At 50.3% G+C, this 23073-nt stretch carries 19 protein-coding genes; 5 read left to right on the forward strand and 14 right to left on the reverse strand.

Going from position 1 to position 23073, the window contains the following annotated elements; genetic code table 11:
- The first annotated feature begins 129 nt into the window (after window positions 1-129).
- Window positions 130-1227: a transporter substrate-binding domain-containing protein gene (locus P2G85_RS04555; RefSeq protein ID WP_275862935.1), complete on the forward strand. Its 1098-nt coding sequence runs from the start codon at window positions 130-132 to the stop codon at window positions 1225-1227.
- A 183-nt stretch (window positions 1228-1410) separates the two neighbouring features.
- On the opposite strand, the gene P2G85_RS04560 is transcribed toward P2G85_RS04555, so the two are convergent.
- The 6 genes from P2G85_RS04560 to fdrA form a co-directional block, all read right to left on the reverse strand.
- A complete protein-coding gene (locus P2G85_RS04560; RefSeq protein ID WP_275862936.1) occupies window positions 1411-2658 on the reverse strand; it encodes an MFS transporter in 1248 nt (415 codons plus the stop codon).
- Window positions 2659-2672: 14 nt separating this feature from the next.
- Window positions 2673-3899 (reverse strand): allantoate deiminase, encoded by a 1227-nt coding sequence (gene allC / locus P2G85_RS04565; protein WP_275862937.1) that lies wholly within the window; start codon window positions 3897-3899, stop codon window positions 2673-2675.
- A 161-nt stretch (window positions 3900-4060) separates the two neighbouring features.
- On the reverse strand, window positions 4061-5110 hold the full coding sequence (gene allD / locus P2G85_RS04570; RefSeq protein ID WP_275862938.1) for an ureidoglycolate dehydrogenase: 1050 nt from the start codon (window positions 5108-5110) through the stop codon (window positions 4061-4063).
- Between the two features lie 145 nt (window positions 5111-5255).
- Window positions 5256-6053 carry a DUF2877 domain-containing protein gene (locus tag P2G85_RS04575; protein ID WP_275862939.1) on the reverse strand — a complete coding sequence of 266 codons (798 nt, stop codon included), beginning with the start codon at window positions 6051-6053 and terminating at the stop codon, window positions 5256-5258.
- A gap of 66 nt (window positions 6054-6119) precedes the next feature.
- Entirely contained in the window at window positions 6120-7388 is a 1269-nt protein-coding gene (locus P2G85_RS04580; RefSeq protein ID WP_275862940.1) for a DUF1116 domain-containing protein, read from the reverse strand.
- A 12-nt stretch (window positions 7389-7400) separates the two neighbouring features.
- Entirely contained in the window at window positions 7401-9062 is a 1662-nt protein-coding gene (gene fdrA, locus P2G85_RS04585) for an acyl-CoA synthetase FdrA (protein WP_275862941.1), read from the reverse strand.
- A gap of 368 nt (window positions 9063-9430) precedes the next feature.
- Here fdrA and allS point away from each other — a divergent pair, with 368 nt between their 5' ends.
- Window positions 9431-10357, forward strand: a complete 927-nt coding sequence (gene allS / locus P2G85_RS04590) for an HTH-type transcriptional activator AllS (RefSeq protein ID WP_275862942.1) — start codon at window positions 9431-9433, stop codon at window positions 10355-10357.
- Here the strand turns inward: allS and P2G85_RS04595 are convergent.
- Window positions 10346-11287, reverse strand: coding sequence for a carbamate kinase (locus tag P2G85_RS04595; protein ID WP_275862943.1), 942 nt, complete (start codon window positions 11285-11287; stop codon window positions 10346-10348). The two genes, allS and P2G85_RS04595, sit on opposite strands and share 12 nt — an antisense overlap.
- Before the next feature lie 340 nt (window positions 11288-11627).
- On the opposite strand from P2G85_RS04595, the gene allE reads away from it, so the two are divergent.
- Window positions 11628-12416 (forward strand): (S)-ureidoglycine aminohydrolase, encoded by a 789-nt coding sequence (gene allE, locus P2G85_RS04600; protein ID WP_275862944.1) that lies wholly within the window; start codon window positions 11628-11630, stop codon window positions 12414-12416.
- 233 nt (window positions 12417-12649) lie between these two features.
- Window positions 12650-13879, forward strand: a complete 1230-nt coding sequence (locus P2G85_RS04605) for an alanine--glyoxylate aminotransferase family protein (protein ID WP_275862945.1) — start codon at window positions 12650-12652, stop codon at window positions 13877-13879.
- 386 nt (window positions 13880-14265) lie between these two features.
- Here the strand turns inward: P2G85_RS04605 and P2G85_RS04610 are convergent, their stop codons facing one another.
- The 7 genes from P2G85_RS04610 to pncB all read right to left on the reverse strand — a co-directional run bounded on the left by P2G85_RS04610 (window position 14266) and on the right by pncB (window position 22033).
- On the reverse strand, window positions 14266-15402 hold the full coding sequence (locus P2G85_RS04610) for a glycerate kinase (RefSeq protein ID WP_275862946.1): 1137 nt from the start codon (window positions 15400-15402) through the stop codon (window positions 14266-14268).
- Window positions 15403-15452: 50 nt separating this feature from the next.
- The gene (locus tag P2G85_RS04615) at window positions 15453-16343 is read right to left on the reverse strand and encodes a 2-hydroxy-3-oxopropionate reductase (protein WP_275862947.1); all 891 of its coding nucleotides are present in this window, start codon (window positions 16341-16343) and stop codon (window positions 15453-15455) included.
- Window positions 16344-16355: 12 nt separating this feature from the next.
- Window positions 16356-17138, reverse strand: coding sequence for a hydroxypyruvate isomerase (gene hyi / locus P2G85_RS04620; protein ID WP_275862948.1), 783 nt, complete (start codon window positions 17136-17138; stop codon window positions 16356-16358).
- 55 nt (window positions 17139-17193) lie between these two features.
- Window positions 17194-18933, reverse strand: coding sequence for a glyoxylate carboligase (gene gcl / locus P2G85_RS04625; protein WP_275862949.1), 1740 nt, complete (start codon window positions 18931-18933; stop codon window positions 17194-17196).
- Between the two features lie 77 nt (window positions 18934-19010).
- Window positions 19011-19496, reverse strand: a complete 486-nt coding sequence (locus P2G85_RS04630) for an ureidoglycolate lyase (RefSeq protein WP_275862950.1) — start codon at window positions 19494-19496, stop codon at window positions 19011-19013.
- Window positions 19497-19936: 440 nt separating this feature from the next.
- Window positions 19937-20449 (reverse strand): glycine zipper 2TM domain-containing protein, encoded by a 513-nt coding sequence (locus P2G85_RS04635; RefSeq protein WP_275862951.1) that lies wholly within the window; start codon window positions 20447-20449, stop codon window positions 19937-19939.
- Between the two features lie 273 nt (window positions 20450-20722).
- A complete protein-coding gene (pncB, locus tag P2G85_RS04640; protein WP_275862952.1) occupies window positions 20723-22033 on the reverse strand; it encodes a nicotinate phosphoribosyltransferase in 1311 nt (436 codons plus the stop codon).
- 287 nt (window positions 22034-22320) lie between these two features.
- On the opposite strand from pncB, the gene P2G85_RS04645 reads away from it, so the two are divergent.
- Window positions 22321-23046 (forward strand): NUDIX domain-containing protein, encoded by a 726-nt coding sequence (locus tag P2G85_RS04645; protein WP_275862953.1) that lies wholly within the window; start codon window positions 22321-22323, stop codon window positions 23044-23046.
- The last annotated feature ends 27 nt before the right edge of the window (window positions 23047-23073 follow it).

The following is a 23073-nucleotide window of genomic DNA, read 5'->3' on the forward strand; positions in this document are numbered from 1 at the left end:
AGACCCCAAATAACGAAGGTGTATCGAAACACTCGAAAGCTTGAAAAGCCATAATGCGCCAGCTGGTTCGGCGACTTTGCATCTATTGCCTTAAGATTTCTTCGATCGCCTCACGACGAGGAGGTGAACATGCGATGTTTATCGATGCGTTTTTTTCTCTGCAGGTTTAGTGTTGGTCTGCTGCTCTGTGCCGGATGTTTCCTCGCCGGGCCATCTCAGGCGCAAACATTGAAAGTGGGCACTTACCCCTGCCCGCCGTTCGTCATTACCAGCCCATCAGCAGACTATGACGGTCTGAGCATCCAACTGTGGGACCAGATCGCCAGCCATCTCGATGTGAAGATTGAGTACCAACACTATCCGCTCAAGCAGCTACTGAGCGCGATCGAAAATAACGACATCGATATCGGCGTATCATGCATTTCAATTACGCCTGAGCGAGAGCTGTACGCGGATTTTTCACACTCCTTTTATGAAACCCACTTAGCGATTGCGGTCAAAAACCAGGGTTACTGGAACGTGATTGCTTCGATAGCCACCAACAGCAAGTTATGGTTTATCATCCTGGCAATCGCTTGTTTCGCGGCCATCGTCGGTGCGGTTTTTTATTACCTGGAACGTAAAACCAACGACAAGCTATACTCCGCCAAAAGCCGCTTTGGCCAGGTGATCGAAGGCTTCATCCTGGGGCTGTTTTTTGTTACTCGTGGTCCGTTTAATTATTTCGAATTCCGGACCTTACCAGGTAGAGTTCTGGCCGTTTTAATGGCGGTATTCACCACCCTGTTCATCGCCAGTATCACGGCGTTGCTGGCGAGTAAACTGACCCTGGAACAGACCAACCTGCAAATCCGGGGCATTAACGACTTAGCTAATGTCACGGTCGGCGCAAAAGTCGCGACCACCGCCTCCCGCTTATTGAGTGCATTCAGTATTCGTCATCAGACCTATGAGGATGCCGAATCGTTGCTCCGGGCGCTGGAGCGCGAGGAAGTGGAAGCCGTCGTAGCCGACGATGTGGTGCTTAAATATATGATAGGCAGCGCAAAGGCCAACGGTCAGTATCTTCATCTGGAAGTGTTGCCGTATCAGTTAGAAAAACAAAACTATGGTTTTATTCTCACCGAAAATAATCGCTACGAGGAAGAGATCAATCGCGCCTTACTGCAGATCAGGGAATCCCGGGAGTGGCGGAGAACCCTGATCGACTACTTTGCCGAGCACTAATCACCGTGGCTGAAAACGTGTTGGGAGCGGCGATTAGTCAGCGCCGCACTTCAACCGCATCCCCCGGAGAAAGTTGGTAGCCTATGGCCATATCGGCGATAGCGTATTTAACTGGGAGTTTGCTCGGATCAAAAAAGGCCCGGTTGCCTATAACGCCACCGGACCCGTTGTTTCAAAGCGATATTAGGCCGTCTGGACGGTAGCTTTTACATTCGCCCTCAGGTTAATTAGCGTGAAGATAATCGCACCGGTCACCAACAGGCCTGCCGAGAGGTAGAAACCCATCGCTTTAGAGCCGGTGATGTCTGAGATAAAGCCGGTTAACGGTGGTGCAATGATTGAAGAACACATACCGGACAGGTTAAATACCGCCAGGGCCCGTGCCATTCTCGCTTTAGGCGCTCGCTCCGTCACGTAGGAAATAAGGATCGGGTCAAGTGCCATCTTGCCGAGGAAACCATAAATGATCAGGCTGATCATCAGCACCGTTGTGTTCGGTGCCAGAACCGTAAAGGTAAGCATCAAGGCAGCCGCAATTTCCAAAGCAATCACCAGCTTAATCGCCTGCGATTTAAACTTATCCGCCAGAGAACTGAAGAACAATGCCCCCGGAACCGCAATCATTGCCACCAGAGCTGATGCCCCGCCTATCGCCGCTCCTTCAAAACCGCGTTCTGTTTGCAAATAGCTAGGCAGCCAGGTAACGATCATGTAGTAACCATAACAGGTACAGAAATACAGGAAGTATACTGCGACCAGCTGAGGATTCAGCAGGCTTGCGCCTGACGACTCTTCCTCTGCAGAAGCGGCATTTGCACTCGCTGTATCAGCCGGAGCTGTCTTTTGGTGCGGTTTAATCACCAGCGCAAAAACGATAACCATAGCAAAAATGATAGCAGCCGAGATGTACAGAACGTTGTTCCACGCCAGGTTCATGCTCTTGACCAGCACACTGGAGCCGACCAGACCAATACCCATACCCACTGCAGAACCACTGTTCACAATCGCCGAAGCAAAAGCGCGCCTTTCCTGTGGCACGTGTTCACCAGACAACGAATAGGCCGAACAGAAGAAAGAAGCACAGCCAAGACCGGAAAGCAATGAACCAGCATAAACGACGCTGACCACCGGCGCATTGGCAATAACCAGCGTACCTATGGTAAATAGGCTAAAACCAATCAGCAGGGTGAGCTTTTGACCAATTTTCTCTACCACAATCGAAGCGGGCACCTGTCCGCCACAGTAGGCAGCAAAATAGAAGGTGGCAATGAAACCAATCTCAGTATCACTGATGTTTCCCAGTGCAGACTGAATTTCCGGATAAATCGGCGTTAATACCGTACGATAAATCCAGATGGCGACCCAACCGAAACAGAGGATAACGACCAGTTTTTTCCAGTATTCGACGCCGGAGTCTTTATTAATATCCATATTCTTGACCTCTGTTACTTATATGCTAATTCGTAAAGCACATCGATTAGCGCTTTGACACCGGCGGCGAGATCGTCGAGATCCGTTTTCTCTGCCGGATTATGGCTGATCCCGGCAATACTCGGGATAAAAATCATCCCGGTTGGGATACGTGGTGCGAAAATCTGTGAATCGTGGCCCGCGCCACTGTGCATGCGCTTATAGTTGGCCTTATTTTCTGCCAGGGTATTTTCAATCAGGTCAACCAACGCCGGATCCATCGGAATGGGCTCTTCGTCCATCCACAAATCCACTTCACATTCAATCTCCATCTCACTACAGATACGTTGCATGTCTGCAATGATCTGGTTGCTAAAACTGATGAGGGTTTCTTTGTCGGTGTGACGGCAATCCATAGTAAACAAGATATCACCAGGCACCACATTGACGGTATTCGGCTTCGGTACCACCTTACCGAAAGTCAGTACCAGCGGGTCACCCTCAGCTTTGGCTTTATCAATCGACTGGCTGCAAATCTTGCTAAAGGCATACACGGTATCTTTGCGGTAACCCATTGGCGTAGTGCCTGCATGGTTCGCTTCGCCTTTTAAAGTGATGTTATAACGGCGCTGACCAGCAATACTGGTCACCACACCAAGCGACTTACCTTCTGTTTCCAGCACCTTGCCTTGCTCAATGTGCAGTTCAATAAAGGCTTTGATGTCCTTACGTACGGTTTTGTCTGTCGCGAAATCAAAGCCGCATTGCTGCATTGCATCAACAAAGTTAACCCCTTCGCTGTCAGTCAAATCTTTAACATCATTATTTTCTGCGATGCCGACAATGTTCTTGCTGCCCCAGAATACATATGGAAAACGGCTGCCCTCTTCCTCGGCCAGTGACACCACTTCCAGAGTACGACGCGGCGAGCCGTAGTTATCTTTTAGATATTGCAAAGCAAGAAACGCCGCTTCAATACCAAACTGGCCATCCAGGTTGCCGCCATTGACCACCGTATCAATATGCGAACCCGACATAATGACATGATCAGGTTGTTCGGTCCCTTCCAGGCGGCCATAAATGTTACCGACGTCATCGGAGTAGGCTTGCAGTCCGCTTTGCTCAAACATGTCCAACAACGTATTTTGTGCATCCAACCACTCTTTACTGTAGAGTAGTCGGGTCATTCCGGCCCCCGGTTGATAACCAAACTGAGTGATTTTTTTTGAGGTTTCTTCTACCTTTTTTGTTAATGTTTCCATTTTTATATTCCCTATTTGTTTCAAGTTATTAATTTAATAATTATTATCTGTCGGCTGATTACCATTTCTAAACTGATTATTTTTTATTTGAAAATTTATAGAGTCAATGATATTTTCGCAGCCAATAAATGCAAAAATACCATCAGTTTATAAATCGGCAATTATCCGTTAAATGCTGACTTGTTATCGTAAGAATTAATATAAGTATATTCTGAAATCAAATAACGATAAACATCGTCCACTATATCAACACCATTATTAACAGAGTCTTGTTCATTTACGTCACTATTCTGCCCCGGATATAATACACGCTCGAAACCAGGCGCCGGCTGAATGGCATTAAGCTCTTTCATTGATGTAGCAATAGAATTAATAAAATAATCCTGAGTGGTGAAAAAAGACGGATTGAGCACAATATGCAACTGGCCCAACTCTCTTCCTTTAGACAAGTCGTCATACATAGAGCTGACGTTTCTGCCAAAAGGTAGTCCAAGCAGAATACCCGATAACATATCGACCATCATCATTAGCCCATATCCTTTTGGTCCGGCAATCGGCAGCAGCCCTTTTACTGCATGAGGGTCCGTGGTGGGATTACCATTTCCATCTACCGCCCAGTCATCCGGGATCGGCTTATTGCGGGAACGGGCATCCAGAATTTTTCCCCAGGCCTGCACGGTAGTGGCCATATCAAAGTTGATGCTTTTTCCGTCCGGCCCCGGCGCTGAGAAAGCGATAGGATTGGTGCCGTAATAAACTTCACTGCCGCCAAATGGCACGACCATCGGGTCAGACTGGCACATCGAAATACCGATCAAGCCCTGCTCCGCCGCCTGCTTGGTGAAATAGCCCAGGGCACCACTGTGACTCATTCGCTTAGCGCCAACAATGGCAACCCCTTTGGTTTTGGCCATTGTAATGGCTTTTTCCATCGCCAGTTTCGCCACCACATGACCGGCACCGTTATCGCCGTCAAACAGTGCACTGCACGGTCCGGTTTCTTCGTAGTGAAAATTAGGTGCCGTGTTAATACCGCCTTTAGCAATCCGCTCGGCATAATATTCAACCCTAACCGCGCCATGAGAATGCACGCCCCGTGCGTCAGCAAAAACCAGTACATCAGCAACAATGTCGGCATGATCTTCAGATAAACCAGCCTGGATAATTTTAGCTTTAATTAGTTGATGAAGCCGTTCAATGGAAAGGTTCATAATTTACTCCATGATAATACAGTGTTTCACGGTGTTATTTAATAAGTCCATAATAACTAACAGCAGAAAGAAGTTTGTGATCTAATTATATTCAAAACCATTAGATAATTTTTTCTGGTTATTCTTTCAGGACCCTTTAAATTATTTAAATAGTTTTATTGCCAACAGTTTTTAAAAAAAGCCACATCCCTAGCAAGGTATCAGCACCGGAATAATGTCCGTGATTCATTAATTCCTGTACATAATGGGTAAAAGCCGCTGGATTTTGGGTGTTTAGCTTGAGTAAGGGTTCGGCAAAATATCCCTGCCGGGCCTGAGCCAAATAGCCTTCACTCACCGAAGTGGTCCAGTACGATAGTGTCAGGGACTCTGGTAGCAGGGCATGAGCGCGCCCCTGATAAGCCGGGTCCGAATAAGCACAGAACAACATGCCGATCAGCATATCGTCGTGGCTGGGGGTCAAACCCGGACCGGTCCCCAGAAAGCCTTCCCAGTTTGGGGAGCCTCCGCTCTCCCAGCAGATCAGTTGTCGACGAACATACTCGAAACACGACAGATCCCCGGTAGAGGTAATTTCAGCCAGTGCGCCATAAAGCCCGGTATGCTTACTTTGCATGCGCAATATTCGGGTCAGCGCCTTTAGGGATAGCGGTTCGGGCTTTGCTATCCGCAAGCTTATCCCCTGCTTGCCCCTGTTAAGCCGCACTGAATCTAACCTGATCGCCCCTCGTTCAAGCCAGATATGTTCAGCTGCGGGCGCGATCTCACTCAAGTGGCGAAATGTACGCGGAGATATCGTCCAGCCAGAAGGCCCTAATCCGGTACCTGACAGATGCAAGGTCAGCACCTCCTCCCCTGCGGTCAGAAAATTAATCGCTTTCGAGCCACAACCGGCGTAGCGCAACGGACCAACCGCTGCAGGAGCCGTAAGACTGTATGCCAAAGCCTGATGGACCATGATGTTCTCCTAAGTAAAAAGGGCAGCTCCGGAGCTGCCACTTTCTTCTACCTACACTTCGGCCTCCAGGCCCATGGTTTGCGCGAGTTGCTCAAGCGCTTTCTCAAAGCAGGCCAACGGAGCGCGGACGGTACCTGCGCCAATTTGACCGATGCCGGCATCTTTGTGGGCAATACCGGTATTGATAATTGGCGTAATACCGGTTTCAACGATATTGCGAATGTCCAGACCAAGGCAGGCGCCCTGGAAGTTCCAGGATGGGATCTGTAGCACTGAGTTGTGCTCAAGGTAGATTTCCGCCATCTCTTCAGACACTTCCAGCGCGACATCGACACCACCCACCCCGACAAAGCGGGTGACACCCGGCGCGGCCACCATCGCTGCCCCACCGATGCCGTATGTCTCGGTAATCGCGCTGTCACCGATATCCGTGTTAGCCTGCTCCTGGGAATAACCGGTAAAGTAAAGCCCTTCTGGCGTATTGACCGGCGCGGTAAACCACTGATCACCTAAACCACTGACGCGAATACCGAAGTCTTTACCATTGCGGGTCATGGCCGTCACGACAGATCCCGCCTGAACCGTGGCACCGGCGTCCATTGCACATTTACAGAACGCCATCGCCAGGTTGAGGAAGAACTGATCGGTGATGCTGAGGAAATCAAACACGCGAGCCAACACCGCGTTATCGATATCCAACGCAGCAATTTTCGGTGCCAGCGTTCTGAGCAACAGTGAGGAAGTGGCAATATTACGCTGGTGGAACTCATCCCCCATGGTGATCCCCTGCGCCATGATGGCACCGATATCCACGCCATCTTCAAAATTGGCTAATGCATCACGCAGCACCGGCATCAGTTCTTCGCGCATCCAGTGCAGTCGCTGTTGCACCTCTTCACCGTAGGCGCCAAAGCGCATCACTTTGCCGATACCCTCATTCATGTTGCAGTAGGCACGATTGCCACCGTCCTGGTTCTCAACCACAATCACCGGCATATTAGCCGAGGTGATCCCGCCCATCGGCCCAACTGCGCTGTGGTGATGGCAAGGGCTGAACGCAATCTGCCCGGTTTCAAGCAGTACGGTAGCTTGCGTATCTGTATCGGCCCAGCCTTCGTAGAGACACGCACTGATACAAGCCCCTTTCATCGGGCCGGTCATGTCCGCCCACTGGATTTCTGGTCCGGCATGCAATAAATGACGACCTTGCTTGAGCCAGGGAATCACTTCACCGGCTGCTGAAACGTCCACCCAAAATGGACGCGCACTCTTGATTTTCTCCAGTACCGCGGTATTGGCTTCATTAATTGATGAATACATATCTCACATTCCCTATAGCATTTGTTTAAGTAGGCTGGCTAGTTTTGCATTTCCGCCTGCAATTGGTGCCCATTGGTAGTGCACCACAGGTATTTGCGCGGACTGCAGATCCTCGGCAAAACTGCGCAGGCCGGCGTTAATCACGGTGACACCGTCCAGAATTGGCATGCGTGGCTTGGTAGCCGGCGCAGATGGTGGCTGGATGATGGAATCAGCCAGCAACACGGCCTCTTCCAGGGTATTCACCACTACAATTCCGGCGTCTAATAGAATTTCGATTTGGGTAGAACGTTGCTGCGGGTCAGCCTCGGTTCCGGTCACGGTCGCGACCACATGCAGCGGAGTTTCGCGTTTAGCTCGGGTGCGGGTTACCGCCTCAACCACCGAGGCAGCAGGATCTTGTGTGGCGCCATAGCCGATCACCACATCCAGCAGCAGTACGCCCACCGACTCATCGATGGCGCGTTTTTCGATCTCAACCGTGCGGGTTGTCGGATCAATCATTGGGTGAGGACGGCCGAGGGTGTAATGATCATCGCCGAGGTCGATGATCAGGTGGCCGCCGTCATCCAGCATCACCCCTTGGTGGTGGGCATCATCAACGCTCAGACCAAGCTGGTCAGCCACCAGCATCGCCGCTTCGGCTGCCAGAGTACCACCGGTATACAGGCCAAGGAGCTGTTTGCCTTCGCCGCCGGCCATGCCTGCCTGATATTGCTTAACATTGCCCAGCATCGCCGCCATCCGGCCGGCTTCAGCAAGGCTGTTAGCGAAAAAGACGTTCCCTTCGCGCTGAACCGTGCGTTTGGTACCCAGGAACAGTGCCACCACGGGTTTGCTGAGCGCTTTCATGGCATTCACGACTTTACGCTCAATTTGCGGGGAAGGGGGTTTAGAGACAAACGCGATCACGGCTGTTTCCGGATCGGCATTGAGCATTGACAACGCACTCAGGGCACTGATACCACCGACCGGCTCTGACAAATCCCGGCCACCCAGACCAATCGCATGGGTGATCCCCTGACCAGCCAGGCAGATTTGCGACGCTAACTCCTGAATACCGGTGCCTGACGCGCCGACAATACTGATAGGCCCTTCAGGCAGCACATTGGCAAAGGCCAGCGGCGCCCCTGCGACCATTGCGGTACCGCAATCTGGCCCCATGACCAGCAAGTTTTTCTCTTTGGCCAGCGATTTAAGCCGAACTTCTTCTTCAACTGGCACATTGTCAGAGAACAGCATCACGTTCAGGCCGTGTCCCAATGCCTGTTCTGCCAGCGAAGCAGCATACTCCCCCGCGACGGAGATCAGAGCCAGGTTGGCGTCTGGCTGTTTGTTCAGGGCCGTTTGCCAGCGCCTTACCGTTACCATTCGTTCACCACTATTGCTGCCCTGGGCAATTGACGCCAGTGCGGCATCCAGTTGCCCGGCGATGTCCTGGATGAGGTTATCGGTATCATCAGCCGGACGGATGGCCACACAGATATCGTTTGGCGTCGCCTCTGCAAACATTGGGTTCCACAGTCCTGTCGAATCAAGCAGAGCTTTGTTGGCCGGGGTTCCCATCATTACCGAAACCTCTTCCACGTTTTCACCACTACTCAATTGTCTTGATATTAACATCAGGCTGACGGAGTCCTGAAAACTTCCCTTTTTAATAAATGCTTGGATCATGAATGGCCACCTTTCGCTGACTATTGATATTAATTATCTATAGCCACGTTATTTTGTTTAAATGAATATTCGGTTACGGATTATTATAAAGACTATGTTAATAGCGCAGATAAAATATTGAGCAATATCACACGTAAATTATTGTTTTAATTGTTTGAAAAATAGCAGCACTATAATTAAAGTAGAATTGACAACTTGAGTTATGTATTCAAGATAACTATTAAAATTAATTTAATAATGACAAGCTAAATATATAGATATTTTTATATCGAGTAATAATTTTTAATTCATAGCGACGATCACTTTTTTTAATTGCATCTTGCTATATATAAATATGAAAAGTATTAATTATAAATCAAGGATCCCCCATGCTGGATAAAGAGACCATCCGTTCTTTCATGAAGGTGGCCGAGTACGCCAACTTTTCGAAAGCAGCGGAAGACTTACATAAAACGCCTGCCGCCATAAGCTACCGAATCAAAGTGCTGGAAGATGCAATGGATACCCAGCTGTTTACCCGTACAACACGCAGTGTTCATTTAACCGAGGCTGGCGAGCACTTGCTTGGCCAGTGTCAGAAGTGGCTCGACTGGATGGAAGGAATGCCGGCAGAGCTGCAACAGATTGCCGACGGGGTAGAACGGAAAATCAATATCGTAATTAACAACCTGCTCTACAACGAGGAAGCCGTTTCAGACCTGATCCTCAGTTTGCATCAGGCTTTTCCATTCACCCAGATTAACGTCTCCCGCGCCGTGTACATGGGCGTCTGGGACGATTTACTCAATCAAGATTATCATTTTGCCATTGGTGTTCCTGGCTTTGATACGATTGATAATACCGTAAGCATGCTGCCACTGGGCAAACTGGGCTGGAAGTTTGTTTTATCCCCTACCCATCCGTTGGCAGAGACGGATAAACCCTTAAAAGAATCGCAATTACGTAATTACCCGGCGATTAACATTGAAGACACCTCGCAGCACATCAACAAACGGACGGCCTGGCTGCTGCGTGACCAGAAAGAGATCAAGGTTCCTGACCTTGAAACTAAAGTGATCTGCCACGTCAGAGGATCGGGGATCGGATTTTTGCCCACCAACCTCGCGCAACCCTTGATTGAAGAGGGAAAACTGATTGAACGCCGTGTTCAGTGGAGCCGAACGCCGTCACCACTGTCACTTGGCTGGCGGCTTGACTCCACCGGGCAGGTTGCCCAATGGATCATCGACCTGTTTAAAAGTAACCACCCGATGATCCAGGGATTTTTGAAAAATATCGACCAGTTATACGGCTAAAGCCTCAGCCATTACCGGTGTCGAAGCCGGGCGAATACAGGTACCTTTGTCGCCGTTGAGGATCAGTTCCACATCCTTAAGCGCACCGATAAATGCAACCTGACCGGTTTGTTCCACAAACCGGATCACCGCTTCGGCTTTCGGTCCCATGGCCCCATCCGGCACCGCAAACGGACGGAGTTCATTGACCGTCACATCGCGCAGGGCACGCTGTTGTGGTGTTCCCCACTCTTCATAAACCGCATCCGCATCGGTCAGAATTAGCAGGTGATCGGCACCAATTTGTTCAGCAAGCATCGCCGCCACCAAGTCTTTATCGATCACCGCTTCCACGCCGTGATAGGTATTGTCCCGTGCAACGACCGGCATCCCGCCACCGCCACAACAGATCACGGTATGGCCCTGCTCCAGCAAAGCCGAAATCGTCCCAGCTTCTAAAACCTGAACCGGTTTCGGCGATGACACTACCCGGCGGATATGTTCGCCATCAGGCTTAAGTTGCCACTGGTATTGGCTCTCAAGCGCTTGCTGCTGCTCCGGCGGATAAACGGGGCCAATGAATTTGGTTGGCGTAGCAAACGCCGGGTCAGCAGGGTCGACCTCCACTCGGGTCAGCAGGCTCACCACGTTATCCAAACCATGCTGGGTCAGTGACTGGCTCAGGATATAACCCAGCATCCCCTGGGTTTCAGATACCAGCACGTCCAGTGGATAAGCGGGCACCGGTTCATAGGCCAGGTTCTGTAAGGCCAGTAACCCCACCTGGGGGCCATTTCCGTGGACCAGCGTAATGCTGTACTCTTCACCCAACTGCTGGATAAATGCAGCAGCCTGGTTGATGTTCTTTATTTGGTTCTGCACGGTCAGCTCTTCACCGCGCTTAATCATCGCATTGCCACCCAATGCAATGACGATACGTTTCTTTTCCATAATGGACCTTTATATACCGTTTTCTGATTATAAATAATTACGGGCAAGCGACCGCAACCTAGATAATTAACAACTAAACATCTAATAAAATATTAATAGATATATTTGTTGTCTATGTTGAAATATGGATTTTTATCTTTATAAAAGATTTTTAATCAATGCATTAATTGGTTTTAAATAAATCATTACAGTAATAATTAAGATATCCAGATCACAAATTTAATCGCAGCTACCGATACACTGTTCACTGTGCTAAACAAATTATTCTTCTACAGGTCCTTTTGCTTGGCCCCAATAACTATCCTTCTATTCGGGCCAAGTTATTTTTTTGAGGTTGATTATGGGATACTTAAACAATAACACCGGCTATGTTAACGACTTACTGGCAACACGCTCGATCATAAAAAAAGACAACTTCGCTATTTTAGAACCAGACGGGCTGGTTAAAAATATCCTGCCCGGTTTCGAGAACTGTGATATTACCATCCTTTCATCGCCCAAGCTTGGCGCCAGTTTTGTCGATTACCTTATTACGCTGCAAGACGGGGGCAACAACCGCAGTGGATTTGGCGGGGAAGAAATCGAGGCCTTTTTTTACGTGATCGAAGGGAAAGTCTCCGTGGAAGCAGAAGGCAAGCGTCATGACTTAAGCGCAGGCGGCTACATCTACTGCCCGCCCGGCACCCAGCTTTACTTTGAAAATGCCAACCAGGGAGCCAACAGCCAGGCCTTCCTTTACAAGCGCAAGTACCAGCGTGTCGCCGGTCACCAGCCTCACCTGGTTATCAGCCACCGCAACAAGCTGGAAAAAATACAGTATGAAGGAATGAGTGACGTTACCGTCGAGAACCTGCTGCCCAGCGATCTCGGGTTTGATATGAATTTCCATGTCCTGACGTTCGCCCCCGGTGCTTGTCACGGTTACATTGAAACCCATGTTCAGGAGCATGGCGCGCTGATCTTAACCGGAGAAGGGGTCTACAACCTGGATAACAACTGGATCCCGGTGAAAAAAGGCGATTACCTGTTCATGGCCGCTTACTCACCGCAGGCGTGCTATGCAGCAGGTCGCGAGGAAGCGTTCAGTTACATATATTCAAAAGACTGCAACCGCGATATCGAGTTATAAATATGCCATAGCGCACGTTGTCATTATGCCCCGGTTCGCCGGGGCTTTTTATTAATCCACCCGCGATTATCAATTTTTTTTGTAAAACGCTGATTTTCCTACCGCCATCGCAGACTGTAAGTCACCACTAATTATAGTCATAGGAAAGACCGCCACCATACGCTAGCACCCTGTACAAGGGAGACCTTATTAAAGGCGGTATCGTTTTTATTTTCCCAAGGAGTAAGTAACCAATGCAGCATCACCACGAACTGTTTGAGACCTTAAACCCACCTCAGCGGCTACTGATGGGGCCCGGACCTATCAACGCCTACCCCCGGGTTCACCAGGCGATTTCAGCGCAGTTAATCGGTCAGTACGATCCGGCGATGACGGAATACATGCGCCAGACCCAACGGCTTTACCAACAGGTATTCCATACCGACAACCCGGCCACCTTGCTGATTGACGGCACCGCAAGAGCGGGGATTGAGGCCGTGCTGGTTTCGATTCTCCAACCCGGTGACAAAGTCCTGATCCCGGTGATTGGCCGTTTCGGCCACCTATTATGTGAAATCGCCCATCGTGTCGGGGCCGAAGTCGCCACAATTGATGTCGAGTGGGGTAACGTCTGCGATCCGCAGTTGGTGGAAGATGAGATTCGGCGTGTGAAGCCAAAGCTGCTGGCCACCGTCCAGGGTGACACCTCAACCACAATGAACCAGCCGCTCAAAGAACTCGGAGAGATCTGCCGCCGGCACAATGTCCTGTTTTATTGCGATGCGACGGCATCCGTCGCCGGTAACCCGCTGCTGGTCGATGAGTGGCAGCTGGATGCGGTTTCCGTGGGCTTGCAGAAATGCCTCGGCGGGCCTTCGGGCAGCGCACCGATCACCTTGAGCCCGCGTTTTGTTGAACAGATCAACCGGCGCAAACACATTGAAAAAGGCATTCGCGCCCAGCACCATCAGGATGGTCAGGAAACGATGATCCAGTCGAACTATTTCGACCTGCCCATGATCCTCGATTACTGGGGGGAAGAGCGCCTTAATCACCACACCGAAGCCACCTCAATGCTCTACGCCGCCCGGGAATGTGCCCGCCTGTTCCTTGAAGAAGGCCCGGATAGCGTCATTACCCGCCACAAGCAAGCCGGTGATGCAATGGCCAGTGGCCTGAAAGCCATGGGGCTTACGTTGTTTGGCGATCAAACGTATAAGATGAACAATGTCGTCGGCGTTTACATTCCGCCCCAGGTCGACGGTGAGCAGGTTCGCCACGAGTTACTCAGCCGGTTTGGAATCGAGATTGGCACCTCATTTGGCCCGTTACAGGGCAAAATCTGGCGGATTGGGACCATGGGTTACAATGCTCGCCAGGAAGCCGTGCTGCACACCCTGGCTGCGCTGGAAGCCGTGCTGCTCAAAGAAAAAGCCCCGGTTGAAGTCGGTATGGCGGTTGCAGCGGCGATGCAGCACTACTAAAAATACAACACGACTGACAGATTCAGCCCGCCTTGCCCGGTAGGCTGAATCACCCCATTCGTTCTCGATGGTAAAATGCCGCACCATAACGTTAATAGCGTTCTAGCGGATCGCTATCCGGCCAGCCTGAGGATGACCAGGAGCCGGAAAGGCTCGCTCCAGAGTCTGGCAATCCTCGCCGGTTAACCTTCAGGCTTCTGTCCCACTCTACCGGGCAGGCAAAGTGGGGAAATTAATGATAACGCCTTGATAAACAGTCTCTGCAGGTGAAATGCCGATAAAGTATCCGCCCCCGGCTGGCTCCGGATGGATTGATAAAAAGGCCGCTCATCAGAGATAAACGGCCCTCATATTCTGCGATCGATCCTAACTGGCGATCTTGGCGGCTAGTTCAAATACTCCAATAAGCCCGCCAGTTGATACGCTGCAAGACGGAGATTTTTCTCCCCGTCGGCCAGGGCTTCAGGTAAACTGCACGGTTGGTTAAGCACCGAAAAACACGCCGTGATCCCGACTTCTTCCAGCGCCTCACATCCCGGCCCCAGCGACCCGGCCAGTGCGACTACCGGTATTCCCTGAGATTTGGCCAGCTTTGCCACTCCGGCCGGCGTTTTACCTCCCAGCGTCTGGCCATCAACCCGGCCTTCGCCGGTGATCACCCAGTCAGCCCCCTGAATGAGATCTTTCAGCGCAACCGTCTCAGTGACAATATCGATACCCGGTTTGAGCTCAGCATCCAAAAACGCCAGTAATGCCGCGCCCATCCCTCCGGCAGCACCGGCACCGGGTGCCTCGGCAACCCGCGCTCCTAACTGCTGTGCGATCTGATTGGCATAATGACCCAGAGCATTATCAAGCAGCGTCACCATTTCCGCTGTCGCCCCTTTTTGCGGACCGAATACGGCTGAGGCCCCATTCACACCGACCAGCGGGTTATCCACATCACACGCCGCCACCACCGATACCTGACTGAGACGCGGATCCAGCCCACTGCGGTCTATCTTCATTAAGCGGCTCAGCTGCGCCCCGCCATAACCAAGCTCATAGCCATGCTCATCAAGAAAACGCATCCCCAGTGCCTGCATCATCCCGGCTCCGCCATCATTGGTGGCACTGCCGCCAATGGCAACAATCAGCTGACTGGCACCCAGGTCAAGAGCAGCCCGAATAAGCTCACCGGTCCCGTAAGTGGTGGTTTTTCCCGGATCGCGCTGTTCCGGCACCAGCAGCTCCAGACCAGACGCGCGGGCCATTTCAATCACGGCAGTAGACCCATCTCCGAGAAGGCCGAAATCGGCCTGAACGCGCATTTCCGGTAAAGGCCCCATGACACTAGCACTGAATCGCTGCCCGCCAGTGGCAGCAATAAGCGCGTCTAAAGTACCTTCGCCGCCATCGGCAACCGGCACACACACAATGTCACAATCTGACAAACGCTGCTCAATTCCGGAACGGATCGCCTCACACACCGCCTCAGCAGACAAGCTTTCTTTGAATGAATCCGGCGCAATGACAATTTTCATCCACCTTCCTCCTTGCTAAAAAAAGCGGGCCTCATGGTGCCCGCTTCATATTACTCACCACGAATAGAATGGTTGCTCATGTGCTCCAGGGCTTTGATCATCGCCGAATGATCCCAGCCTCTGCCATCGAGCGCAGCACAAGTGTTGAACAGCTCTTGCGCCGTTGCTGTGTTTGGCAGGTTAAGCTTGAGTTCACGCGCACCACTCAGGGCAAGATTGAGATCTTTCTGGTGCAGCTGGATACGGAAACCCGGATCAAACGTACCTTTAACCATTCGCTCACCATGCACCTCGAGAATTTTCGACGACGCAAAGCCCCCCATCAGAGCTTCACGGATTTTGGCCGGGTTAGCCCCCGCTTTGGAAGCAAATAACAGCGCTTCGCCCACCGCTTCGATGTTCAGGGCAACAATGATCTGATTGGCCACTTTACAAGTCTGCCCGTCACCGTTACCGCCAACCAAAGTGATGTTCTGGCCCATAATCTCGAACAGAGGCTTCACCTGCTCAAAAATGTCTTCCCGGCCACCTGCCATGATGCTCAGCGTGCCCGCCTTAGCGCCAACTTCACCACCAGAAACCGGGGCATCAACATACCAGCCACCCAGCGCTTCAATCCTGGCCGCAAATTCTTTGGTCGCCATTGGCGAGATCGAACTCATGTCAACGACGACTTTACCCGGCGCGATTCCCTTCGCAATACCGATGTCAGAGAACAGCACATCCTCGACCTGAGGGGTGTCCGGCACCATCGTGATGATCACATCCGCCGCTTCCGCCACCGCCGCCGGAGTCGGGCAGGCAAAACCTTTATCACCCAGCAGCTCTGCTGGCGCCGGCTCAAAATGCTCAGAAAAGTAAAGCGCATAACCGGCATCCTGCAGGTTTTTCGCCATCGGTTTACCCATGATCCCTGTACCGATAAAACCAATATTTTTCATGTTGTTGTTCCTTTAAATCACGTTATATTCTTTCAACCAGCCCAATCCCGCTTCCGTGCCGTTCAGTGGCACATACTCACAGCCAACCCAGCCGGTATAACCAATCGAGTCCAGATGCTGGAGAAGAAACGGATAATTGAGCTCACCGGTTCCCGGCTCATGACGGCCAGGATTATCAGCCAGTTGCACATGGCCGATCTGATCCAGCTTGCTTTGCAGCGTGGTGGCAATATCACCTTCCATAATTTGCATATGGTAAATGTCGTATTGATAGCTCAGGTTGTCCGATGCGACGTCCTCGATCAGGCCAAGCGCCAGGCGGGTGTCTGAGACAAAGAAATTCGGGATATCGCGGGTATTAATCGCTTCAACCACCAAGGCGATACCTGCCTGTTTCAATTGCTCAGCGGCAAACTGCAGATTACCGACCAAGACCCGGTAGGCTTCTTCGTCCGTCACCTCATCAGGTTTGATCCCCGCCAGGCAGTTCACCTGGTTACACCCCAGAGCCTTGGCATACTCAATAGCCAGCGGGACACCATCACGGAACTCTTTGACGCGATCAGGCAAACAGGCAATTCCACGCTCACCGGCAGCCCAATCTCCGGCTGGCAGGTTAAACAGCACCTGTGTCAAGCCGTTCTCTTTAAGCGCGGCGGCGATATCCGCCGCCGGGTAGTCGTAAGGGAACAAGTACTCAACTCCGCGAAAGCCTGCCTCAGACGCAGCTTTAAACCGAGTGATAAAATCGTACTCGGTAAACAGCATCGACAAATTTGCAGCAAGTTTTGGCATATCAACTCCTTAGAGCTGTGGCACTGCGCCACAGCATTCTATTAAATTAATTCATTTAAAGATCAATAACTTCTTCGAATTCCATGACTTTATCGATGTCCGGCCCCATCGCGATGTTGGTGACGCGTTCGGTCAACACTTCAACCACAACCGGTACCCGATACTGTTGGGTCCACACTTTGGCCTGCTCCAGCGCCGGGCCGATTTCATGCGGTTCGGTTACGCGAATCGCTTTACAGCCCAGGCCCTCAACCACACGTTTATGGTCGACGCCATACTCTTTAACCGCCGGCTCATTTTGGTTTTCAAATGACAGCTGAACACAGTAATCGATATCAAATGCCCGTTGCGCCTGACGAATCAGGCCTAAATACGCGTTATTGATCAGTACATGGATGTAAGGCAGGTTGAACTGTGCGCCGACGGCCAGCTCTTCAACCAGGAACTGAAAATCGTAATCGCCCGAAATCGCCACTACCGGTTTGGTCGGATCGGCTTTCACGACGCCCAATGCCGCTGGCATCGTCCAGCCCAATGGCCCTGCCTGACACGCATTGATCCAATGCCTTGGCTGGTGTACGTGCAGGAACTGGTTTGCGGCAATTTGCGCCAGACCAATGGTGGAGATGTAGCGCGTTTCCGGGCCGAATGCCTTATTCATTTCGTGGTAAATGCGCTGCGGCTTGACCGGTGTGCAATCAAAATCCTCACGACGTAGCATAGTGCGCTTACGCTCGATACAGCTTTCTACCCACTCGCTGCGCTCTTTCAGGTCACCACGCGCTTTCATTTCACGCGCCACTTCCAGGAAGACATGCAATGCATCGGCTGCATCGGAAGCGATACCGAGATCAGGGGCGAATACCCGGCCGATCTGGGTCGGTTCAATATCAACGTGAATGAACTTGCGCCCTTTGGTATAAGTGTTCAGATCGCCGGTGTGGCGGTTGGCCCAACGGTTACCGATACCGAAGACAAAGTCGGATTCCAGATAGGTCGCATTACCGTAGCGGTGGTTAGCCTGACAGCCCATACGCCCGCTCATCAGCGGGTGCTCATCCGATAAGGTCCCCCAGCCACGCAAGGTTTGAATCACCGGGACATTGACCAGTTCGGCGAACTCACGGAACAGTTCAGAGGCATCCGCATTGATAATGCCGCCACCGGCAACCAGAAGGGGCTTTTCCGCTTCGTTGAGCATCGCTAACGCTTTTTCCGCCTGGGCACGGGTAGCCGAGGGTTTGGACGGCGTCATCGGCTCATACAGGTCAATATCAAATTCAATCTCGGTCATCTGAACATCGATAGGCAGATCCAGCAGAACCGGCCCCGGGCGGCCTGAGCGCATTTCATAAAACGCTTTCTGGAAAGTGCCGGGCAACTGACCCGCTTCACGGATCGTTACCGCCATCTTGGTCACGGGTTTGGCAATCGCCTCAATATCCACTGCCTGAAAGTCTTCTTTATGCAGTTTGGCCACCGGCGCCTGACCGGTAATACATAAAATTGGAATAGAATCGGCCGACGCCGAATACAATCCAGTGATCATGTCGGTGCCTGCCGGCCCTGAGGTACCAATACACAGACCGATATTATCCGGCGCGGTACGGGTATAACCTTCTGCCATATGCGATGCGCCTTCCACATGGCGAGCCAACACATGATCGATACCACCCAGTTTTTTCATTGCTGCGTACATCGGGTTAATCGCTGCACCGGGAACACCAAATGCAGTGTTAACGCCTTCTTTTTGTAAAATTAATACGGCAGCTTCAATTGCTCGCATTCTAGCCATAAGATTGCTCCATGTTTCTAGGGTGAGAATTAACAAAGCTATTTAAAATAGTTGTCAACTCTATTTATTAAATTTAATTAAAAATTAATGGTGTATTTGTTGGATAGTTTTTTAACAATACAGTTATCTTCACCAGCACGGTCAACGGTCAAAAAATCAGTTTCTTGTTCTTTGGCAAATAATAAGTAATGCCAGACATTACGGTGATAATTAACTCCTTGTTTTCCGTCAGTAATAAATGCTCGCAAAGTGGACTCATCAACTTCTTCATCACCCTGAGCAACAATGACAATAAACTGTTCACCTTTTAACGGGAAAAATGCCTGACTTCCCTTAGGGTGCTTTTCTAAAATATTGAATGTAAGGGATTTATCAAAACCTTCCGCCCTGACAATACTGATCAATGGCGGACTGGTATCCGTAACATCCACGGTACCCAAAGCATGGAAACGCTGCCCTGATTTATCATTGATATAAAAAAAGTCTGACTTCTCTGTTTCTATGACTTCACCAAAAGGAGCAAACGCCTCTTTGCTCAACGGTTCAATGGTTAGAGTTCGCATAAAATATACCTTAATTGAAATAAACAAAATTCATCTTAAGGATTAACTGATTATTTATATTCTCTATCTATAGATTAACCAAGCTATCCATTAATTCTGAAAACAATAAAAACAAATATCAAAATATAATAACTTGAAGCAGAGCACACTTCTCTTTCTGATTACTATTTTCAAATAATAGAAATTAATTTAGTAAAAATTATTTGTTATTATCAGAAAGGAAGAAAAACGCCGTCAGCGGGGACACTGAATGGAAAATATTTCGCTGTGTTTACGCCCATCGTCCCCTGATTAGCAGAAAATGCTAAGTTGCTTCAGGTTGTAACGAAGCAGAGGTGAAGAAAAGCCGGACTGGTAATGATACAACGCCGCTCGAGCATTCGGGGATACAAAAAAGCCCCTGAACTATAACATTCAGGGGCTTATTGGTTTTTATCTCATCAGGGCAGGATCACCTGGCCATCTTGGATTGGGAAGGTATGGCCTTCAGGTTTGTCTTCCAGATGCACCGTGGTCGGCACCCCGGCGATTTCATAAGTCACATCATAACCGACCACCTGTTGTGAAGCGACATATTCGGTATGGCACTGGGTTTCCGTACTGGTGACCACATCCCCTTTTTGCACGTTATCCTGGATCTCACGCCCGGCCAGTGCACCGGCAATGGTGCCAGCTGCTGTCGCAATCACTTTCCCCGAGCCACCACCAATTTGATTACCCAGTGCCGCACCTGCTGCCGCACCGCCGATGGTACCAAGGAGTTTATTTTCGTCCTTAGGCGCAACCTGATGAGTAACCAGTACATCTTCACAGACCTGGTGAGGACGTTGCACTTCTTCTGTTACGGCCTCAACCACGGTGATGTACGCTTTGGTTGGTGGCGGAGTCTCCTCCTGACAGCCAGCCAACAGGACAACGGCAGACATAGCCATTGCGATAGATTTAATCTTCATATTAACCATCCCACAAGATGTTGATGTTCGGCGTTATGGTAAATCGAGATTAAAATTGCTCATCAGAGTAATCTCAGGCCGAGGTTATTGGCAGGTAAAAAAACACCGCTTTATCAAGCGGTGGTCAGAGAAGCGTTAACGGTTGGTCAGAACAGCCGATTTCCATATCCGGGATCAATACTTACCTGGCACTTATCACCTATCGGCAATAATTGAGCCTGATAGTTCAAGCACCCAGCCAAACAGCCGGATGCTATGCCAGCTCCGCTACACTCAGGCAACGCTCTGAAAACGGGAACCGGCTTTCTTAAGTCGATCAATCTGAGTTCGGCACTCATCCAGGTCTAACGGCAGGTTAAACCGGCGTTTGAGGTTCATCAGGAAAAAGATATCTTCGCACATGGCTTTTTCTGGTTCGTCACTGATCTTGGCCACCGGCGAACCATTACATGCCACCATTTTAATGACGATCGATAACGGTTGATAAGTGACGCCATCCGCGTTGGCGTAGCGACCCATATCGTTAGCCAGGAAAGTACCAATACCGAAGCTGACCTGAATCCTGTCCTGAAAGTATTCACAGATATCCAGCGCCCGCTCAAAATCCAGACCATCAGTAAACACCAGTACTTTTGTCATCGGGTCAATACCCTGTGACTGATAGTGGGCGATCATCTTCTCGCCCCAGCTGAACGGGCAGCCGCTGTCATGGCGAACACCGGCGTAAGCATGGCTTAACGAGGCATCAAAATCTTGCAAAAAAGCATCAATTCCGATGGTATCGGTCAGTGCGATGCCTAATGCGCCATTAAACATCTGTTGCCACTGTTGCAGCGCCACCTTCTGTGAATCACGCACATTCACTAACGCCTGATGCCCCATAAACCATTCATGAGCCACGGTGCCAATCGGGGTTAAACCCATGGTTTTCGCCAGATGATAATTGCTGGTACCCGTCAGACACTCCGCCAGTTCGCACTGCATATATTCAAGCATGTCGCGTTGAACCTGGTAAGAGAACCGGCGGCGGGTCGACATATCCGCGAATTTAAAACTGTTAATCTTACGCCGCTTGAGTTCTGTTTTGAGGTAAGTGACTTTATCGGCCATAACCTGCTGAAAGTGCGCATAAGGGATCTGCGCCCAATAATTACGACTACGGACTTCCGACACAATACTCATCAGAATCGTTTCATAAAGAATGGTGTCTCTCCACAGCCCGCGGATGGATATGTGTAACTGGCTGCTACCGTCTGGCTCTGTCCGTTTAGAAAAACGCACCGCTTGCGAAGGATCAAAGCGAAAAGCGCGCAACGAATCCAGAAACGTCTGACTTAAGTAAGGTGCTACGTTCGCCAAGTACTGGATTTCTTCTTCGCTGAATTTGATGTCTTGCAGTTTAAGGGCTTGTGCTTCCACTTCCGGCAGCAAAGCTGAAACATCCTCATCACTGCGGACGACAAACTTGTATTCCACCTCTGCGTCCGGATACAGAGCATCAACGGCACACATCATGTTGACTTTATACACATCAAAGTCCAGTGCACTTTGGATAATGCGAGAAGAAAATAAATCGCTGGTCATTGGTGGCCTTTCTCCACACCCAAATGTTTATAACATAAGGTTACTAACTAATTTGGGTAAACAATAAACACCACCAGCAAGTTTGTCAACTTTTGTTACTAACTCTTCACTTATATTTGCTTATCTGCTGGAAAAGCTGAGCGCCACTTATCAACAACCTTCCCGTTCAGTCAACACATTGCCTAAGCGATAAATTTGCCCTATGTTCATAACATTAAGTTACTTACTCATTGATCGGTCATTTGTTATGCGCTAAATTAGTCCGAAATGCAATCCTGGAAAACAACATGATCGTAACTGTCGATATCATTCCATTCCGGCTATCCGGCGATCCTGACAAAGGGCTGGAGGTACTGCTGATCAAGCGTTCTAACCCTGCACGTCCGTACCATGGGGTCTGGGCTCTGCCTGGTGGGTTTGTCTTTGATAAAGACATGACGCAGCAAAGTGGCCAGCCGGCTGACGAAAACTTTGAAGCCGCACGGCGCCGGATTTGCCGGGATAAGATCCACACCTACCCTCGCCACTTCAGCGAGGCATTTATCGATGGTGATCCCAAACGAGATCCGGAAGACTGGAGCCTCAACATTACTCATTACGCGCTGGTTGACCGTAATAACGTAGAGCAAATTGAAAACGCCGGAATACCGGAAGCGCGTTTAAAATGGTTTCCGTTGTCAGCGATCCTGACGGGCGAAGAAACCTTGGCCTTCGATCACCAGAAAACGATTGAAAAAGCGTGGCAGAAACTGCGCGCTTCCATCGAGTACACCTCGGTACTGCTGTTCGCGTTAGACAAAGAGTTTTTGGTGGCTGACATCATCGCGGCCTATCAGGAGTTTGGCATCGATATCAGCCGTATGACCATCAAGCGACGTTTGATCAACTCCGGGGTGTTGAAGCCGACCAATAAAGTCGCCTCAACCAATAAAGGCAAGGGGGGCAAACCGGCGATGGTGTACACGCTGACCAGCGACGGAGTGACCTTTTTCCAGAACTGTTTGCGTGGCTAGCCGCGACAAACCGCACACAAGGAGTCT

Origin of the sequence: Vibrio sp. CAU 1672 (genome assembly GCF_029223195.1) — a bacterium.
In the GTDB taxonomy this organism is placed as follows: domain Bacteria; phylum Pseudomonadota; class Gammaproteobacteria; order Enterobacterales; family Vibrionaceae; genus Vibrio.

Excerpts from the sequence above, each read along its gene's own strand:
- allC (WP_275862937.1), bottom strand. The coding sequence starts at position 3,899 with ATGGAAACATTAACAAAAAAGGTAGAAGAAACCTCAAAAAAAATCACT.
- gcl (WP_275862949.1), bottom strand. The coding sequence starts at position 18,933 with ATGGCTAGAATGCGAGCAATTGAAGCTGCCGTATTAATTTTACAAAAA.
- pncB (WP_275862952.1), bottom strand. The coding sequence starts at position 22,033 with ATGACCAGCGATTTATTTTCTTCTCGCATTATCCAAAGTGCACTGGAC.
- P2G85_RS04610 (WP_275862946.1), bottom strand. The coding sequence starts at position 15,402 with ATGAAAATTGTCATTGCGCCGGATTCATTCAAAGAAAGCTTGTCTGCT.
- allS (WP_275862942.1), top strand. The coding sequence starts at position 9,431 with ATGCTGGATAAAGAGACCATCCGTTCTTTCATGAAGGTGGCCGAGTAC.
- allE (WP_275862944.1), top strand. The coding sequence starts at position 11,628 with ATGGGATACTTAAACAATAACACCGGCTATGTTAACGACTTACTGGCA.
- P2G85_RS04580 (WP_275862940.1), bottom strand. The coding sequence starts at position 7,388 with ATGTATTCATCAATTAATGAAGCCAATACCGCGGTACTGGAGAAAATC.
- P2G85_RS04645 (WP_275862953.1), top strand. The coding sequence starts at position 22,321 with ATGATCGTAACTGTCGATATCATTCCATTCCGGCTATCCGGCGATCCT.
- P2G85_RS04615 (WP_275862947.1), bottom strand. The coding sequence starts at position 16,343 with ATGAAAAATATTGGTTTTATCGGTACAGGGATCATGGGTAAACCGATG.
- allD (WP_275862938.1), bottom strand. The coding sequence starts at position 5,110 with ATGAACCTTTCCATTGAACGGCTTCATCAACTAATTAAAGCTAAAATT.
- fdrA (WP_275862941.1), bottom strand. The coding sequence starts at position 9,062 with ATGATCCAAGCATTTATTAAAAAGGGAAGTTTTCAGGACTCCGTCAGC.
- P2G85_RS04560 (WP_275862936.1), bottom strand. The coding sequence starts at position 2,658 with ATGGATATTAATAAAGACTCCGGCGTCGAATACTGGAAAAAACTGGTC.
- P2G85_RS04605 (WP_275862945.1), top strand. The coding sequence starts at position 12,650 with ATGCAGCATCACCACGAACTGTTTGAGACCTTAAACCCACCTCAGCGG.
- P2G85_RS04630 (WP_275862950.1), bottom strand. The coding sequence starts at position 19,496 with ATGCGAACTCTAACCATTGAACCGTTGAGCAAAGAGGCGTTTGCTCCT.
- hyi (WP_275862948.1), bottom strand. The coding sequence starts at position 17,138 with ATGCCAAAACTTGCTGCAAATTTGTCGATGCTGTTTACCGAGTACGAT.
- P2G85_RS04555 (WP_275862935.1), top strand. The coding sequence starts at position 130 with ATGCGATGTTTATCGATGCGTTTTTTTCTCTGCAGGTTTAGTGTTGGT.
- P2G85_RS04595 (WP_275862943.1), bottom strand. The coding sequence starts at position 11,287 with ATGGAAAAGAAACGTATCGTCATTGCATTGGGTGGCAATGCGATGATT.
- P2G85_RS04635 (WP_275862951.1), bottom strand. The coding sequence starts at position 20,449 with ATGAAGATTAAATCTATCGCAATGGCTATGTCTGCCGTTGTCCTGTTG.